This is a genomic window from Paenarthrobacter sp. TE3676, assembly GCF_056279165.1.
This window is the reverse complement of sequence record NZ_JBWBQU010000001.1, coordinates 627,840-644,080: the sequence shown is the minus strand read 5'-3', so window position 1 is coordinate 644,080 and position 16,241 is coordinate 627,840. Positions and strand designations below refer to the sequence as shown.

The following is a 16,241-nucleotide window of genomic DNA, read 5'->3' as shown; positions in this document are numbered from 1 at the left end:
CGTTGTCACATGGCTTTCGACTTGCGCCCTCTGGGCAAACTCATCCTGCGGTCCCTCAAGTCATTGGGAGGCACCAGCACCAAGACGGCCACCCCTGCACGCGCCCGAAGGACGCAGTCCCGGCGATCCGACGTCGAACATCAGCCAGGCCCCTACCCCGGCGACTTCAGCGGTTCAGTTAAGGTCAATTACTCCCCCAAGCCCGATGGCCAACCGGACCCTGGCGAGATTGTGTGGAGCTGGGTTCCTTATGAAGAGGACCACACGAAAGGCAAAGACCGCCCCGTACTTCTTGTTGGTCGGGACCGCGAGTGGCTGTTGGGTCTCATGCTGACGTCCAAGGACCACGACAACGACGCGCGGGCGGGCGAGTATGTCGATATCGGAACCGGCGCCTGGGATCGGCAAGGCAGGCCCAGTGAGATCAACGTGGGTCGCGTCATCCGGCTGAATCCCAACGCGATCCGGCGGGAAGGCGCTGTTCTGGGAAAGTCGCAGTTCCACGAGGTTGCCCGGGCTCTCCAAGCCCGGAACTAGCCGGACTATGCGCCAGGTTCTGCGTGACGCCTGAGTTTCTGCTATCCTTTATAGCTGTGTGTCCGTGCAGGTCGACGGCCATACATGGTTGGCTGCCATAGGCATCCCCACGCCGCTCAGTCGATGGCCAACCTGAAAACCCTCTAGACCATTTCCGCATTAAAAAGAGAGTTCATACGTGGCTAATATCAAGTCCCAGAAGAAGCGCATCCTCACCAACGAGAAGGCTCGCCTGCGTAACAACGCCGTCAAGTCTGAGCTGAAGACGGCCATCCGCGCCGTCACCACCGCCGTTGAGTCTGCCGACAAGGATGCTGCTGGAACTGCACTTGTTGCTGCCAGCCGCAAGCTGGACAAGGCTGTCAGCAAGGGCGTTATTCACAAGAACAACGCTGCAAACCGCAAGTCGGCGATCTCCAAGAAGGTCAACGCACTCTAAGGTTTTCCAGTTCGACTGAGCTGATCAAAAGGCCGGCGCCCATTGGGTGCCGGCCTTTGGGTTTAAACGGAAGCCGCGGTGAACGCGCCAGCTTCAGCGGCGGCTGGCCGACGTGGCAATAACCGTGACCGCGTGCTCCACCGCATAGACAGGGTCACGCGATTCGCCCTTCACCTGGGCATCCGCCTCGGCGATGACTTGGATAGAGCGAATCAGGCCCTCAGGGGTCCAGCGGCGGACATCGCGTTGGGCCTGCTCTACGAGCCAGGGCTGCATTCCCAAGTTCTTGGCGATGGTGGCCGGTGAACCATTGGCTCCCGCAACTTTTGCCAGAGTGCGCAGCTTGGCCGCCAGTGCCGCAACCAAAGGAACGGGATCCACGCCGGTGGCCAAGGCGTGCCTCAGAGTGGACAATGCCACCGGTCCGTTGCCAGCCATGGCAGCATCGGCCACTTTGAACGCCGTAGCTTCCACGCGGCCACCGTAGTAACGCTCCACGGTTTCGGCTGTAACAGCTGTGGTGGCGTCGGCAATCAACTGGCTGCATGCCGCCGCGAGCTCCGAGAGATTGGCACCCACGGCATTCACCAAAGCCTGGACGGCTTCGCCTTCAATGCGGCGTCCCGCAGCCCTGAACTCGGAGACGACAAACGCCGTTTTGTCCGAGTCCTTCTTCAGGGGCTGGCAATCAATGACTGGCCAGCCGGCAGACTTCACGGCGTCGAGCAGCTTCTTGCCACGTACTCCCCCGGCATGGCGCAAGACAAGGACAACGTCCTGGTCCGGATGCTGGAGATAGGCCAACCCGTCTGCCAGAAAGGCGTCATTCATAGCTTCGAGGCCCTCGACCTCAATGAGTTTGCCCTCGCCAAAGAGCGACGGGGTGACGGTCATCGCCAAGGACCCGGCCTCGTAGGCGCCAGCGTTCAGCCGGCTGAGCTCAACGTCCGGAGTGCTGGTTCGAACTTGGGTACGAATCCCATCGGTGGCGCGAATTCCGAGGTACTCCTCCGGGCCAATGATCAGGACTACGGCGGCCGGCGCGGCGTCACGCCAGCTGACAGTGTTCGCCGCGACGCTCTTGGCCCGGGTGTTTTGGGCAGCAGCCACTGGTAGTTCCTTCCGGACGTTTATTTTGCAGGCTTCAAGTCTGCCATGTTTGGTGACCGTGCTGCGTTTAGTGATTGTGCTGCCGCCTTGAGCTAAGTGCCGACGACGGCGTACTCGCCTTTCAGTTTGTCGGCCAGGCCTTGGAGGTCCGTTGTTGACGACCGGCCGCCCGCGATTCTGCTGAGATCGACAACCATCCAGTTGGCGCCGCGAACCAGGGGGATTTTGCCCTGACTTGAGTCAGCCCACGTTTGATAGCTCTCATCAAGGGCGCCCTGATTCGGGTACAGGTCTATCTGCACATTCTCTGAACAGACTCTCTGCGCGGAAGCGAGTCGGCCGCCATCGCCCATAGGAACAACCGGGTTGCCAATGGCTTCAGAATCGCATCCCAGGATCTCATCGACGGCAGCGTACGCCTCATCCATGGAGCTGAAAGACTGCAGTTCATTGCTGGCCGCTTGCTGCCCCGCGCATCCCGCGAGCGAGGGCCCGAGAAGAGAAATCGCTATTGCGATGCCGGCCGGATGTCTACGCTTCATCACTTTCCCCCAAGGCTAATGATCCATACCTGCTCGGACTCCGGGAAGCCCAATCATTGCCACCGTAGAACCATCTCCATTCCCACGGCGCATGCGGCGGATCACAAGAGCATAACCTTCTCCCCGACTGGCGCCACAGGATGAACCTGCTCCGTACTTACTTCTGACTCATAAATCAGAATCCACAGGAGCGAAAGATGGCCTTCCGATTTGCCAGCACCCAGTTACTGCGCGTCCAAGCGGTTGATGACATCGGCGATATCAGCTCAACCGAAATCCACATTGCCTTGATGTGCTTGATTGTCCTGGCGACTGCTCTGGCGACCTTCCTCGTCGTCTGCGTCTTCCTGCTGACAGTACCGCTGGCAACACTGGTGTTCCGTAAGAAAATCGCGGCGCTGGCTAACGAGCTAGAGTCCAGCTCACCCGGCAGCCCGCCAACGGCCGATCCTCTGGGCATGACACCAGGAACCGCCTCTCGAGTCCCAAAACACCATGTAGCCCGAGTGGAAACGCCGATGCAGGTGCCCGATCCGAGCCCGCACGGGCGTCAGGTCCGTGTTGTACATCAGCCAAATGTCGACCACCCCGCAAGGAGCGTTGACTTGACTTCTAAATCTATATAGCTAGATTAGGCGCATGGAGAACATGGGACGGATCACCCCGGCCACTGCACTTGTCCTCGAAGCGCTGTTGTCGGCAGAGAGCGTGTGGGGGCTGCAGATCGTCAAAGATACGGGCAAAAAGCCCGGTACGGTTTATCCCATCCTGGAGCGCCTCGAAGCCGCTGGCTGGGTGCAGGGGGAATGGGAAACTTCGTTAGAACGCAAAGGACCACGACGGCGTTACTACCGTCTCCTTGCCGACGCCCGTCCACTGGCGCAGGAGTTTGTGAGAGCGCAAAAATCACGAACTTCCTCTGCTACGCCCCCGTCGCCCGCTTTCGGCGATAGTGCATGGAGGGCTGTATGAAGCCACAAGAGGCAGTCCTAGCTGTATGTCTCGCTTTGACGCCTGCAGGGCTTCGGCCAATCCGGGAAGAACAGTGGAAAGCTGACCTACTGGACGGTCCAGGAATGGGCATATCTCCCGCCACTTTGCTGTTTGGCGCTGCATGCTCATCAGCGGCGTCGAGGTTTTACGACCTCAAACATCGCGGCGGGATCGTCCTGTAGCACATTACCAAGGGGGAAAACGTGAAGCTCGTACTAGGTGCTTTGGGCACGGCAGTGGTGCTGGCTGGTGCAGTCGCAGTAAGCGTCCAAGCTAACGCAACAGCGCCACAGGATGACGCCTTTTCATTCAAGGGACCGGTGGCAGACCGACCCATCGGCGGATATGAAGGATGGTGGAACTCATCGCACTTGGACGGGACCCCGGCAGGCCCCGAGGAGACCGTGGCCGTAAACACGAACACCGGAAAGATCGTCGACTACTCCAACTGGGCGAAGAACGCGGCCGGACAAGTGCTGACGGCCGCAGATGCCACCTACAACGTCGTCCCGGATCCGACTTGGCCAGCCAGCTCGATCGTCATCATTGACACATCCACAGGGAAGGTCATTGAGGACTTCCCCGTAGACGAAAAGGGCCGGGTCATCTATACCCTCGAAGACGGCACGAAGTTCGCTGGATGACCTTCCGCGCACAAACGCGACGCCAGAGATAGCGCACACTTTGGGTGGGCCTCACATGCGACCTCTGATCGCGAACATAATCGAGGTGCCATCACCACAAAGAAATGCTAGTGACGGCTCCGGCGTCAGGCGAGCGGATACCGGGTCGAGGGCGACCCCTAGTAAAAGGTCCGTCCCGACAACCGACTAGCTTTGCGTCGTCGGGACGGACAGTCGTCTAGAGGACTGGCCTTGAGCATTCGTTCATGCAGGCGACAGCATAGGTTACGACCCGATGGGTACTACTTCAGCGTGACCGTGGTTTCGGCCTTTTCCTTCTTGTCGTGGTCCAGCTTGCCGTCAGCTGCAGCAGGAGTCATAGTCGCCTCGATCTCGGTCTCCTTGCCCGCGGTGTAGGCAAAGTTCTCCGCAATGTTGAAGGACTCGCCCGGCTTCAGCACGAACGGGGCCTCTTCCTTGAGCTTCACGCCGGAGCTGCTGAGCCCATGCTTCTTGTACCCGTCGCTGCTGGAGTCCGAAGGCATTCCGCCCATGTACTTCCAGTCCGTGTACTTTGCGCTGGGAGTGATCAGCGAGTGGCTCAGGGGAATGTCCGCGGACGAGGTGTTGGTGACCACGTAGTTCAGGTAAACCACCGGATCGCCCTTCTTGAGTAGGTTTTCCTTGGTTTCCTTGTCCACGAACATGCTGTCCTTGGACGCGACATCGGTGGCCACCTGGTAGATGTCGACGCTGAAGCTGTCGCCCTTGAGGCTGCCCAACTTGTCCCCTGCCTCCGAGATGGGCAGCGCCCAGGCCGCTACCTTGTAAGAACCCGAGGAGGTGCCGGCGCCCTCGGACGAAGTAGAGGCCAACGGGGAAGCAGACGCTGAAGGCGAGTTGAACGCAGACGAGGACGAGGACTCCGAAGGTTTTGAACTACCGGCCGCGGAACTGCCACAAGCGGTCAGGGCCAGCAGACCCGCCAGCGCAAGGCTGCCTGACTTTACTACGAGATTTATGCGCATTCTTCTCCCAAAACTGGTTGATGTGATTGAAGGCCCCCATGTTAAAGGAGTAGCCGCGGCGCTGTGTTTGTGTCGCGATTAGGTGAAGCTTTAGGAATTGCCTTACAACGCATTGACAGGGGCATGGAAGAAAGCCTGGCTCAGCAATACGCCGCCATCCGCTACTCACAATGTGACCCGGCAAGGACGATCGAATTGGATCCCCCATACTGCTCTAGGCTGTTCCGCATGCGAGTTTGCGCATTCTGTCGTGGTGTTCCCCTACCCCGCGAGCACGTCGTCCCGCCGCGGCTATAGCGGAAGTAGCCAGCTGAAAAGTGCAACCGGTGAGGGACTCGAAGGTGTCATGCTTGCCAACGCCCGTCCAAGCTAATGCCGTTGGACTGGATATTAGCAATGGGTTTCATTGACAGGTTCTTTCAGAACCTGTCAAGACCCCCGGGGTCAGACGGCTGCTGGTCACTCGTCTGGCCGCCGAGCGCGTCGCTCAAGGCATCCCGCCCCTGCTTGATCTGCTCCTCGAACCGGCTGCCGGTCAGCTTGTTGGCCGCTGCGCCAGCCTGGTCAAGTGCATTGTTCTTTATGTCCTGCCCTTCGCTGGTACCCAGGAAGTCTTTGGCCATGTCTTCTAGTCCCACGATGTTTCTCCTATTGGCTTGTCCCGGCCGGCCGCCGAGACACAATCCCCGTCCCTGGGGCTGACAGATCAACTCTTAGGATCAGCCACACAGGTCGAGAGGAAACGCTCAGGGACAAGACGTCCCTGGCCACTCCGACGCATAACCTGACAACTTGCGCCGTTATCCAATATGTGAAGGTTCTCTCGCAGTCGTGACGTGAATCATGGCAACTATCGGTGAAGTTCAGGATTCCTCTTGGAGGAAATCACATTGAAAGTTGCTGCGGAAACAGCCCTTGGGGCACGCTCTGCTTTTACTTTCCGGAGCCGTTCGATGACGAGCTCGGACTCAGTAAATCGGATTTCCGCATGCAGTGGGTCATCGTCCGGTCAGGAAATTCACGACGTGGCGCTGGCCTGTTTAGGGTCCGACTTCCACTGGCAACATGATCAGGTACTCGGCAAGGAGCCCTGAAGCGATGACCATGCGGTATGTCGTGTCAGTTTTGATGGTTCTGTCGGCTTCTTCGGCGATGGAGTCGTCCACCACGAATTGCCCGCAAGAGGTGTCGAGCTTATAGGACGTGCGACTTCGGTTCTCATGGGAAATGACCACGCTCTTGGTGGTGCAGACCTTTTCTGATGTGGGCCGCAGAACCTTCTCCACTGCCGGGGCACCAAAGGACAACGCTACAAGCACCCCCACACATATGAGGTACGTTCGGACCCGGATCTGCGTCGGAGATTTCCTGATGCGTGGCATCCGAGTTCCTGATGGTTCCGCGCTCATGGCTTGACTCCCTCCGGTGGTGGATTATCGAGTAGTTGGGCAAATTGTGAAACGCAATCATCAGGACGAGCTTGAGGACCAGGTACACGACAAAGCGACCAGGATCGAGCCGAAGATGCCGCTGATTATGATCGCAAAGACTGTTTCAGAAACGATGATCCTTGGCGACACGGACGCTTCAAACCGATATCGGTAGTGATCTCGCATGTGCTGCGACTTCGGCATGCCTCGACGCTAGCACTCGTGAAGCCGCGGCCCGGCAATCCAACGGCTCAATGACCGACGGCAGCGTCGGCAGAACCAGGAGACGGCATATCACAATCAGAAAGCCCGCCGAAGTGCTGGTCTGCGAACGAATCACATGATACCCCCCTACGAGAGGTACACAGACTCGATTCTTATCCTTTTTAAGAGGTTGTAAATGCTATAACGTGACGCAACCTTCGGATAAAAGTGCTCTGATTTTTTTAGTGCCGAAATAATCAGCCCTGTCGGAAGACATGCTTGACTTGCAATCCGGACCAGGCCTATTCTTGGCTGCGAGCGGAAAGCGCATTCCCATAGTCACTTCCGATAAATCCAGCAATGAGGCGGAGCATATGACCGCCGTCGTTGACATATCCGACAATACTGCCGGCAACCTGGCCAAGAGGATATGTGCGTTCCTGGACGGGCCGGGATGTAATCCCGGGGACCCGCAGCTCGGCAATGGTGGACTCGACCGCCGGTGAAACAGAACGTGCCAGATACGTGAACTGGCTGTCGCCACTGAGCGCAGTTCTAATATCCTCGACTGGCTGGCCGAGCGCATGAGCCAATTCAATCAGTCCATCTTCGCGGGTAACGTCACGGATTGTGCCGTCGGAAGCACGCCGTGGAAATGTCTCAGCCGCATTGTTCTCCCGCGGAGAGCCAACTATGTCGTAACGGATGATGCTCTCAGCCAGGACGACCCCCGAGGCATCGACGATTTTGCCACGGGAGGCACCCGGCACGGAAGACTGCGTTCGTAGATCATTTGCTGCATTGGCGAGACCCGTCGGATCAAAGCCCTGAACAACAATCACGCGGCCGGCAATAACTACCAGGAACGCCAGCATGATCCCATACCGATCCGCAGCCGGGTTTTGCCCCGTTCAGCGTCGCGATGTCCTGTTACTAACGCTGCTGGTTTGCGCACGACGGATGTCCCCACCTCGAATATCTTTATGAGCCACTACCGCAGGTGCGCATCCCCGTGGTTGGCATGTACCCAAGCAGGCTACGGCATGCCGGCCTTGCCGGACCCGCAGACCCGCGGACCTGCAGACCCGCAACGGCATGAAGCGCTGGGGGGCTGTCTTTATCCTTATGACGCTCGGCTGGTCCGTTCCAACGGCTTACCTCTCGCAACTAACCAAGCTGCGCCAGCAGCAAGAACGCTGGATACCAGAAACGCAGGCAGTGGGGACGGACCACTGGTTATCGGGATTCCGGCAAACCCAGCCAACAACGGTAGGGCGAAGACCACCAAGTATGTCATCCAAGGCAGGGCTTGCCCGCTACTGAGCGTCAATGCAGCCATAGAAACGATCAAGATTATGAAAGTCGCACTGACCGGGAACTGGTCCCAGGAATGACCCTTGTAACCATAGAAAGTCATCCGGGAACCGGCACCGAGCCGATATGCAGCGAAGGTAATGCCGGCAGCCAGGACAGGCGCGGACCACAGCATTATTGGCGTCACCTTGTTCATCCGGGCTGGGTCACCGAGAAGCCCCAGCGAGGAGGCAAGGGCAAAGAAAGCAGGAACATACCAAGCTGGAGCCACAGAAATGCCGGTAAAAGCCGTGATTACCGGCACGAGGATTGCTGTCGCGATGACCAACCAATGACATATTGCTCGAAGGCCGCGGAGCCGGAGCACTGTCGCGCCGAAGGCCACCAACCACAGCAGATGGATCAGGCTGGCCGCCGACGTGAAGGGGCCGAAGAGCGCGACGTCAGGACCATAGCTGCCGTACCGAAACCAGCGCCCCAGCTCGCCAAGCACCATCATGGTCGCAGCTGCAGCTGCGCCAATAACCGTGGCGCCCACAGCCACCCGGTTCCGGCGGCCTACCGGAAACCAGCCGACCACCACCATTATTCGGGCAACAAGTCCGTTGCTGCAGAGACTGAAAATATGGCGCCACATGGCCCCCGGCCGTTGGATCACTGACTGTGTTGTCGGCTCTACATGTCCATCCGGCCGGCTCAATCAGCTTTCCGGAGATCATCTGAGCCCGCCGGAGATAGTGAACACTGCCTCGGCTGTGGCAGGTGCTGTTTCTTCTCGAAGGCTAAAGATGACAACGATGTTCAATTCCGCGGCGCTCGCGCCCTGGTCTACGCGAAATGACGCAGCAACCTGCGGCCTTGGTGAAGGTGTACCTGCAACGGTAGGCGTAGCGCCCGGCGTCGGTAACACCGTTGGAAGTTAAGTCTGGATCGGGTCGACAGGAACAGGAAACCCCGGGAACAGCGGCGGTACTGACACCACGGGCGAGCTGCCCCACGCCTGAGATGTTTGCCGCGGTGACAGGACCGCACCAGGACTAGCCGACCCAGGACTCGACGGCCTGACCAAGGCTGGAACCGTTGGATGCAACTGTTCCTGCCGCCCGACAGTCCCCTCCGCGGCCGGGACCATCGGCGTTTGCTCGGCAGGCGCCGTCGTTTGGCTCGGCGCAATGGTGGGCCCGGGTACCAGTGATGCCTCCGCGACAGGAACATCGGCGGTCGGCGCACCGGTCCCTCCCAGTGCTACCGCAGTTCCAACAGCGACAACTGACGCCGCCAGCACGCCAGTACCCACTTTCAACAACAGAGGCAAAGCCCCATGGGCACTGTGAGACCCAACTGCGCTGATAGCGGTCCCGCCCACCCCTGCCGACAGGGTAGGTATCGCCCCTGTGAAAGCTATGCCGGCAACCATGGGGAAGATCACAGCACGCATTGCAGACTGCATGTCATTGAGGTCCAGCAAAAGGGCCGTGCACTTCGTGCAGTTGTCCAGATGCGCCCGAATCTTGCCCATGGACCGCGAACCCAGACCGGTGTTTCTTTCAAGCCTGCCTATAGCGGACCGGGCGTCGCGCAGCCATGCAGTTCGGTGCGGTCCGAACACAGATCACCTCTGCGGGGGGCCTTTCGGCCTAGGACGTTTGGTTGATCGCCGCGGCTTATGGAGCCCTCGTTGCGTTTCCTTGGCTGCTCCGCATCCGCCCACGCGTTTCCCCGGCCAGCGACCGAGGAGCACCACCACGGCATCATGCAGCCCAACGATGCCTGCCATGGCTTGCGTAGGGTGGAACGCTCCCCAGACAAGCAATAAAGTCATCATCGAGAAGGCCACCATGGACACAATCCCGGCCGGTCCTTCGGCCCATGGCAGGGCTGCCCCGGGCAAGTGCGCGAAGAACCTGGCCACGCCGGCCACCACGCCCGCACAGGTCCCGGCGACGGCTATGGGAACTGGTGCCAGCCATGGCAGACCAACTGCCAGCGGAACGGCGAGGGTCCCGAACACCGTCACCGGGGCCACCAAAATGCCAGCCACCACATTGGCGATGAACGCGTAGGGAGTGAACTGCGGTTGAAGGGCCACAATCACCGGGCCGCACAGCAGCTGCGCAGACAACGGAACGGCAACCCCCGAGGCCAACCACCGTGGCACCCATACAGGGATCCATGACGCAACGCGAGTGGCCAGCAGGACAATGCCCAAGGTCGCCAGCACGGACAGCAGGAACCCGACATTCGCCGCCATACTCGGATCAAGCAGCAAGAGAACAATGGTGGCTAAGCAGAGGAACGTCAAGGATCGACCCCGCAGGCCCCCAATTAAGGCCGCCAGCCCCACAGTCCCCATCACAGCAGCCCGGAGCACACTTGGTTCCGGACCCACCATCACAACAAAAGCCGCCAGACCACACGCAGCAAAAGTGCCGGCTACGGGGCGTGTCAGCCTCAGGCATCGCGCCAACAGAATGAAGCCTCCCAGCACCAAGCTGCAATTAGCACCGCTGACCGCGGTCAGGTGTGTCATTCCGGTTGTCTTCATATCCGCCTCCAGACTTTCCGGAAGAGCGCTGGTGTCTCCTGTGACCATGCCCGGCATGAGCCCGGCCGGGTCCGGCGGCAACCAACCCGAAGCTGCGACGAAGTGCCTCCGCACGTCGGCGACGGATTGCCGGATATCAAGAGTCGACGCGACGACAACGGGAGCGGAGGACGCCGCCAAAAGAGCAGCCTGCGTTTGTCCCTCCCGCACAGCCTTTATCGTTCCCGAAGTTCTGACCCGCTGCCCGGGCCGCACGTCTTGCCAGCCGTTCCCACCCACTATCACCAGGTCAGCGGAACCTTGAATGACCGAACCCTTGGAGGTGACCTCAACCAAGGCTGCATCTACCGACCACCTGTTTCCACTCGCATGGCCCGGCACGCGGACCTCGGTAGGAACTCCTGTGATGAGCACGTGGATAAGGACACCACTCCCCCCTGCTACCGCCTCAGCGAGCGGCCCCTCTTCGCGCGTATTGGCCATGACAGCACAATCAACAGCCACTACAGCACCCAGGATGCATGCAAGGGCAATGGTGGCGGGGACCGTTCTGGCACGGTGCAGGGCTGGCCGATGACGCCGCGCCCCCACCAACAGCAGACCCCCAGCCAAGGCAAAAACCCCCGCCAGGGCTGCGGACCAGGTTGCATCAATAAAAGCCCCCGCCAGGGCAACGGACCACGTCACCAGCACAGCGGGAACCAGCCTCAGATCCGTACGCCGCGGTAACGCAGAGACTCCGGCAAGCCTTGTCACCTCAGCCGAATTAGCCATCCTGCACCGTGACAAGGTCTTTGAGTGATTCCATGAGCTTGGGTCCTATGCCGTCAACCGCGTCAAGTTCATCAACCGAGGCAAAAGGTCCGTGCTCTTTCCGCCAATCAATAATTCCTTGCGCAGTCACCGGCCCGACTCTCGGCAACGTTCCCAGTTCTTCCAGCGACGCCGTGTTGATGTTGACCTTGGCCTCTGCGGCCGCAGGGCCCGCGGCCCCTGCAGAACCGCCAGAACTTCCAGCAACTGGAGCAGGCTGCGGCACCTCCCCGACCACCGGGACCTGAATCTTGGCCCCGTCGCTCACCACCTCAGCAAGGTTGAGGCCGTTGAGTTCCGCGTTGGAAACAGCTCCGCCCGCAGCCTCAATCGCTTGGAAAACCCGGCTGCCCATCGGCAAGGAAACAACACCGGGTTTCTGCACCGCACCGGCCACGTGCACGAGCACGCTCCCCCCAGCCTCCGTGGCCTCTGACTGAGGGGATTCGGAAGTACCCGGCATGCCGGGCCCCGCAGACGAGGATGACGTGAGGGGTTCCGTTGTTGGCTGCCCCACGGCCGATTGCCACAAGTGCCAGGCAATAATGGCAACTCCTACAACGGCAAGGAGGGCAGCAACCCGCCATGGGGTTCGCCAGCGGGTCCGCAGATAACGCGTCCCGGATTCCGGGTCCGAATCTTCGGGCGTCGGCTCGGGCTCGGTGGGCAACTGTAATAGCGGAATGGTCTGGGTGTCCGTACCCAGACGGGATGCAAAACGCTGCCGGACTGCCTGCGCTGCGGCATCTGGGGAGGCATCCCGGTTCCGGCGTGGCATAAAACGAGCCTATGGCTGCCACCACTGTCACAGCGGGGACGAGGTGTCCTATGTGGATAAGAGCAGCAAAGGATCAATCCGTTGGCGTACTGCTCTCCCCCACGATGACCGCGAGAACGCCTAATCCTGCATGTGCTGCCAACACAGCCGGAAGCGCACTGATTTGGGGTGCCGGGCAGTCAGGGCATTTTTCGTTCAGGCGGGCTGCCAAGGCTTCGGCCTCCAACTGATTGCCAAAGTGGTGAACTGCCAATCGTTGCTGGCCGGCCGGGCGGGAGGCGACGTCAGCGGCAACGATCTCCTCCAAACGGGCCACGGCTCGCACAGCGGAACGGACCTTTTCCAGCGGCACGATCCTGCCGCCGTCGACCGCCAGGATGGGTTTAATAGCCAAGACGGTACCGAACAGAGACGCTGCCGCCCCGATGCGCCCACCCCGTCTCAATTGTTCGAGGCTGGGCACGTAGAAGTAGACCTTGGTTCGCTGCATGCGCTTCTCAGCAAAGTCGCGGACTTCTGCCGCTCCTTGGCCATCGGCTGCCGCCACCACTGCACTCTGGACACCCATTCCTTGAGCCATCCCCACAGTGCGCGAGTCCACTACTTCAACCGGGATGCGGACGCGTGCGGCAGCCAACCTTGCGGCATCAGCGGTTCCTGAGAGCTCGGACGAAATGTGGATGGACACTACAGCCTCGAAACCGTAGCGCTCCGCAGCGAGGTACGCCTGTTCGAACTGTCCAGGCGACGGCCGTGAAGTTTTCACCGAGGCGCCGGAGGCAAGAGCCAAGGAAAGGGTTTGTGTGATGTCGTCTTCGCCCTCGCCGTAGATTTCGCTTCCCACCATGACTGGCATGGGAACAACCGCAAGGCGGCCGTCTGAGGTAAAGGCAGATACCCAGTCCGGCGGCAGGGCAGCGGCCGAATCGGTGACAACCGCAGTTTTGACGACGGCGGCCAGCGGCACGTCAGCGACAGGAACCGGTGCCGTGGGCTGCCGGAGGCGCGCCACTCTTTCCTTGAGCCATATCCATGCGGGTGGTTCTCGCTCAGGCACGCAACCTCCAAAGATGATGGCTGGCCGCCGGCAGAACGCCGGCGGCCGCACTATCCCTGCTAGGCAGGAACGATGTTCACCAGTTTAGGTGCACGCACGATGACGGTGCGGATGCCACGGCCGTCCAAGGCACGCTGGACGTTTTCCGAGGCCAAGGCGAGCTCACGCAGCGCGTCCTCGGTGATGTCCGGCGACACTTCAAGACGGTCGCGAACCTTGCCCTGCACCTGGACAACGGCGGTGACGGTGTCCTGCACCAGCAGTGCATCGTCGTGCTTCGGCCAGCCTGCATTCGCAACCGAAGCCGGGTGACCGAGCGTGTTCCAAAGGTCCTCGGCCGTGTAGGGCGCAAAGAGGCTCAGGATTACGGCTACGGCTTCCACCGCTTCACGAACAGCTGGATCTGCGGCACCTGCACCCGAATCGATGGTCTTGCGCGTGGCGTTGACCAACTCCATGAGGCGGGCAACCACGACATTGAACTTGTTATTGTCCAGCAGTTCAGCGGCATCTGCGATGGTCTTGTGCGTCACGGTGCGCAAGGCACGGTCACCAGTGGCCGGATCAACGCCCGGTTCACTGCTGACGTCCTGGCCCAGGCGCCACGCACGGGCCAGGAACTTGGCCGAACCCGACGGCGAAACGTCCGCCCAGTCGACGTCGTCCTCAGGTGGGGAGGCGAAGACCATGGTGAGGCGAACGGCATCGACACCGAACTTGTCCAACTGCTCGCCCAAATCCACGCCGTTGCCGAGGGACTTGCTCATGGCCTTTCCGCCGTTGAGTACTTGGCCCTGGTTGAGCAGCGCAGAGAACGGTTCGTTGGCTTCGATCAGGCCGATGTCCTTGATGACTTTGGTGAAGAAACGTGCGTACAGCAGGTGCAGGATGGCGTGTTCTACGCCGCCCACGTACTGCCCGACCGGCATCCAGTTGTTGATCTTTTCGGGATCGAACGGGCCTTCGGTGTAGTCCGGCGATACGAATCGCAGGAAGTACCAGGACGAGTCCACGAACGTATCCATGGTGTCAGTATCACGCTGCGCTGCCCGGCCACAGTTGGGGCACTCAACGTTGACCCACTCGACGGCGGCGGCCAGCGGGGAGGTCCCCTTCGGCGACAACGCCTCACCGCGCAGGTTGTCGGGCAACCTGACGGGGAGCTGGTCATCTGGAACTGGCACTTCGCCACATTCACCACAGTGGATGATGGGGATCGGGGTACCCCAGAAGCGCTGGCGGCTCAGCAGCCAGTCACGCAAACGGAAGTTGACGAACTTTTCGCCGGTCCCGAGCTTCTCGAGAATCTCGATCGCCGCGGGAATGCCGTCGGACTTGGAAAGGCCGTCCAACACACCGGAGTTCTTGAGCGTGCCTTCACCTGCAGTGGCGACGCCGGTCTCTGCGGGATCTTCGTCACCGGTATCCAGTACCGCGCGGACGGGCAGCCCGAAAGTCTTGGCGAAGTCGAGGTCGCGCTGGTCGTGTGCCGGGACGGCCATGATGGCGCCCGTGCCGTAGTCGGCCAGGACGTAGTCAGCGGCCCACACCGGGAGCTTTTCTCCATTGAGCGGGTTGACGGCGTAGCGGCCGGTGAAGACACCGGTCTTCTCGCGTTCGGTGGACTGGCGCTCGATTTCCGAGAGTGCCTTGACCTTTTCGCGGTAGGCCATGAGTTCATCGTGCTGTTCAGGCGTCACCAAATCCAGCGCCAGGTGAGCATCCGCTGCAACGACGAAGAACGTTGCACCGTAGAGGGTGTCCGGCCGGGTGGTGAAAACGGTGACTTCGCGTTCGGCACGATCATCCGTGGCTTCGATGACAAAACGCACGTGGGCGCCTTCGGAGCGGCCAATCCAGTTGCGTTGCATGGCCAGAACGCGCTCGGGCCAGTGACCCTGCAGCTGGTCCATGTCTTCAAGAAGACGATCAGCGTAGTCCGTGATCTTGAAGTACCACTGGTTCAGGGACTTCTTGGTGACAAGCGTGCCGCAACGCTCACAAGCGCCGTTGACTACCTGCTCGTTGGCGAGCACAGTCAGGTCCTTGGGGCACCAGTTGACGGGCGAGTCCTTGCGGTAGGCCAGGCCACGCTCGTAGAAGCGTTTGAACAGCCACTGAGTCCACCGGTAGTACTCGGGGTCGGAGGTGTGGAGGCGGCGGGACCAGTCGGCGGAGATTGCGTAGCGCTTGAAGGACGCCGCCTGGGTGTCGATGTTGGCGTAGGTCCACTCACTGGGGTGGGCGTTGCGCTTGATTGCAGCGTTCTCAGCGGGCAGGCCGAAGGAGTCCCAGCCGATGGGGTGCAGGACATCGAAGCCCTTCTGGCGCAGGTAACGCGCCACGACGTCACCCATGGCGAAGGCTTCGGCGTGGCCCATGTGGAGGTCGCCGGAGGGGTACGGGAACATGTCCAGCACGTAGCGGCGTTCCCGCGAACCGTCGTCGGCAGGCGTGAAGACTTTGAGGTCCTCCCAGACCTGCGGCCACTTGGCTTCCATCGCAGCGAAGCTGTAGACGCCTTCTTCGGGCGCTTCGGCTGCGGCTGTTTGTGCTGTTCCGGTCTCTGTCTCCGGCTGAACGCTCACTGCTGCCCTCTTCTGTTCTTCGATGGCGGTTTTGACTCCTGCTATGGCACCGGAAAGTCCCGGACACACAAAAGCCCCTCAACAATGGAGGGGCGGCCGCACGGCTATTGAAAGCCGAGCGGCTAGCTAAGCAGAAGGATCGCACGCATAGATCTACAATAGCGCACGATCAACGTTCCACTCACCGGCAAATCATGGTGGGCGCGCGGCGCACAGCGTCGAAAAAGGGGCCGATGACTC

General features: G+C 60.4%; 16 protein-coding genes. 5 read left to right on the top strand and 11 right to left on the bottom strand.

The features are described 5' to 3' along the window. Positions 1 to 9: 9 nt before the first annotated feature. Together ACZ881_RS03140 and rpsT are read left to right on the top strand one after the other, a co-directional pair. Positions 10 to 537: a type II toxin-antitoxin system PemK/MazF family toxin gene (locus ACZ881_RS03140; protein WP_429329961.1), complete on the top strand. Its 528-nt coding sequence runs from the start codon at positions 10 to 12 to the stop codon at positions 535 to 537. 178 nt (positions 538 to 715) lie between these two features. Further along, on the top strand, positions 716 to 976 hold the full coding sequence (gene rpsT / locus ACZ881_RS03135) for a 30S ribosomal protein S20 (RefSeq protein WP_054808077.1): 261 nt from the start codon (positions 716 to 718) through the stop codon (positions 974 to 976). A gap of 93 nt (positions 977 to 1,069) precedes the next feature. On the opposite strand, the gene holA is transcribed toward rpsT, so the two are convergent. Continuing rightward, on the bottom strand, positions 1,070 to 2,086 hold the full coding sequence (holA, locus tag ACZ881_RS03130) for a DNA polymerase III subunit delta (RefSeq protein WP_476112475.1): 1,017 nt from the start codon (positions 2,084 to 2,086) through the stop codon (positions 1,070 to 1,072). A 92-nt stretch (positions 2,087 to 2,178) separates the two neighbouring features. Then, a complete protein-coding gene (locus ACZ881_RS03125; protein WP_476112473.1) occupies positions 2,179 to 2,628 on the bottom strand; it encodes a hypothetical protein in 450 nt (149 codons plus the stop codon). 197 nt (positions 2,629 to 2,825) lie between these two features. Between ACZ881_RS03125 and ACZ881_RS03120 the strand changes: the two genes are divergently transcribed. The 3 genes from ACZ881_RS03120 (at position 2,826) to ACZ881_RS03110 (ending at position 4,265) form a co-directional block, all read left to right on the top strand. Beyond that, a complete protein-coding gene (locus ACZ881_RS03120) occupies positions 2,826 to 3,254 on the top strand; it encodes a hypothetical protein (protein ID WP_476112472.1) in 429 nt (142 codons plus the stop codon). Between the two features lie 13 nt (positions 3,255 to 3,267). Further along, a complete protein-coding gene (locus ACZ881_RS03115) occupies positions 3,268 to 3,600 on the top strand; it encodes a PadR family transcriptional regulator (RefSeq protein WP_476112470.1) in 333 nt (110 codons plus the stop codon). 224 nt (positions 3,601 to 3,824) lie between these two features. Beyond that, positions 3,825 to 4,265 (top strand): hypothetical protein, encoded by a 441-nt coding sequence (locus ACZ881_RS03110; protein WP_476112468.1) that lies wholly within the window; start codon positions 3,825 to 3,827, stop codon positions 4,263 to 4,265. Positions 4,266 to 4,546: 281 nt separating this feature from the next. Here the strand turns inward: ACZ881_RS03110 and ACZ881_RS03105 are convergent, their stop codons facing one another. The 9 genes from ACZ881_RS03105 to leuS all read right to left on the bottom strand — a co-directional run bounded on the left by ACZ881_RS03105 (position 4,547) and on the right by leuS (position 16,001). Next, positions 4,547 to 5,272 carry a hypothetical protein gene (locus ACZ881_RS03105; protein WP_476112466.1) on the bottom strand — a complete coding sequence of 242 codons (726 nt, stop codon included), beginning with the start codon at positions 5,270 to 5,272 and terminating at the stop codon, positions 4,547 to 4,549. A 419-nt stretch (positions 5,273 to 5,691) separates the two neighbouring features. Further along, positions 5,692 to 5,910 (bottom strand): Rv0909 family putative TA system antitoxin, encoded by a 219-nt coding sequence (locus tag ACZ881_RS03100; RefSeq protein WP_476112464.1) that lies wholly within the window; start codon positions 5,908 to 5,910, stop codon positions 5,692 to 5,694. Positions 5,911 to 6,312: 402 nt separating this feature from the next. Further along, a complete protein-coding gene (locus ACZ881_RS03095; RefSeq protein WP_476112462.1) occupies positions 6,313 to 6,654 on the bottom strand; it encodes a hypothetical protein in 342 nt (113 codons plus the stop codon). A gap of 554 nt (positions 6,655 to 7,208) precedes the next feature. Then, complete coding sequence (locus ACZ881_RS03090; protein WP_476112460.1) at positions 7,209 to 7,781, bottom strand: hypothetical protein; 573 nt, start codon at positions 7,779 to 7,781, stop codon at positions 7,209 to 7,211. A 248-nt stretch (positions 7,782 to 8,029) separates the two neighbouring features. Beyond that, positions 8,030 to 8,878, bottom strand: coding sequence for a hypothetical protein (locus ACZ881_RS03085; RefSeq protein WP_476112458.1), 849 nt, complete (start codon positions 8,876 to 8,878; stop codon positions 8,030 to 8,032). 954 nt (positions 8,879 to 9,832) lie between these two features. Continuing rightward, entirely contained in the window at positions 9,833 to 11,539 is a 1,707-nt protein-coding gene (locus ACZ881_RS03080) for a ComEC/Rec2 family competence protein (RefSeq protein WP_476112456.1), read from the bottom strand. Next, the gene (locus tag ACZ881_RS03075) at positions 11,532 to 12,356 is read right to left on the bottom strand and encodes a helix-hairpin-helix domain-containing protein (protein WP_476112454.1); all 825 of its coding nucleotides are present in this window, start codon (positions 12,354 to 12,356) and stop codon (positions 11,532 to 11,534) included. The genes ACZ881_RS03080 and ACZ881_RS03075 overlap by 8 nt, the downstream gene beginning before the upstream one ends. A gap of 73 nt (positions 12,357 to 12,429) precedes the next feature. Continuing rightward, positions 12,430 to 13,413 (bottom strand): DegV family protein, encoded by a 984-nt coding sequence (locus ACZ881_RS03070; RefSeq protein WP_476112452.1) that lies wholly within the window; start codon positions 13,411 to 13,413, stop codon positions 12,430 to 12,432. 59 nt (positions 13,414 to 13,472) lie between these two features. After that, the gene (leuS, locus tag ACZ881_RS03065) at positions 13,473 to 16,001 is read right to left on the bottom strand and encodes a leucine--tRNA ligase (RefSeq protein ID WP_476112450.1); all 2,529 of its coding nucleotides are present in this window, start codon (positions 15,999 to 16,001) and stop codon (positions 13,473 to 13,475) included. Positions 16,002 to 16,241 lie beyond the last annotated feature (240 nt).

Bases quoted from the DNA above. Each gene is read 5' to 3' on its own strand.
- ACZ881_RS03140 (WP_429329961.1), top strand. From the start codon at position 10: ATGGCTTTCGACTTGCGCCCTCTGGGCAAACTCATCCTGCGGTCCCTC.
- ACZ881_RS03125 (WP_476112473.1), bottom strand. From the start codon at position 2,628: ATGAAGCGTAGACATCCGGCCGGCATCGCAATAGCGATTTCTCTTCTC.
- ACZ881_RS03120 (WP_476112472.1), top strand. From the start codon at position 2,826: ATGGCCTTCCGATTTGCCAGCACCCAGTTACTGCGCGTCCAAGCGGTT.
- ACZ881_RS03115 (WP_476112470.1), top strand. From the start codon at position 3,268: ATGGAGAACATGGGACGGATCACCCCGGCCACTGCACTTGTCCTCGAA.
- ACZ881_RS03105 (WP_476112466.1), bottom strand. From the start codon at position 5,272: ATGCGCATAAATCTCGTAGTAAAGTCAGGCAGCCTTGCGCTGGCGGGT.
- ACZ881_RS03095 (WP_476112462.1), bottom strand. From the start codon at position 6,654: ATGCCACGCATCAGGAAATCTCCGACGCAGATCCGGGTCCGAACGTAC.
- ACZ881_RS03090 (WP_476112460.1), bottom strand. From the start codon at position 7,781: ATGCTGGCGTTCCTGGTAGTTATTGCCGGCCGCGTGATTGTTGTTCAG.
- ACZ881_RS03080 (WP_476112456.1), bottom strand. From the start codon at position 11,539: ATGGCTAATTCGGCTGAGGTGACAAGGCTTGCCGGAGTCTCTGCGTTA.
- ACZ881_RS03075 (WP_476112454.1), bottom strand. From the start codon at position 12,356: ATGCCACGCCGGAACCGGGATGCCTCCCCAGATGCCGCAGCGCAGGCA.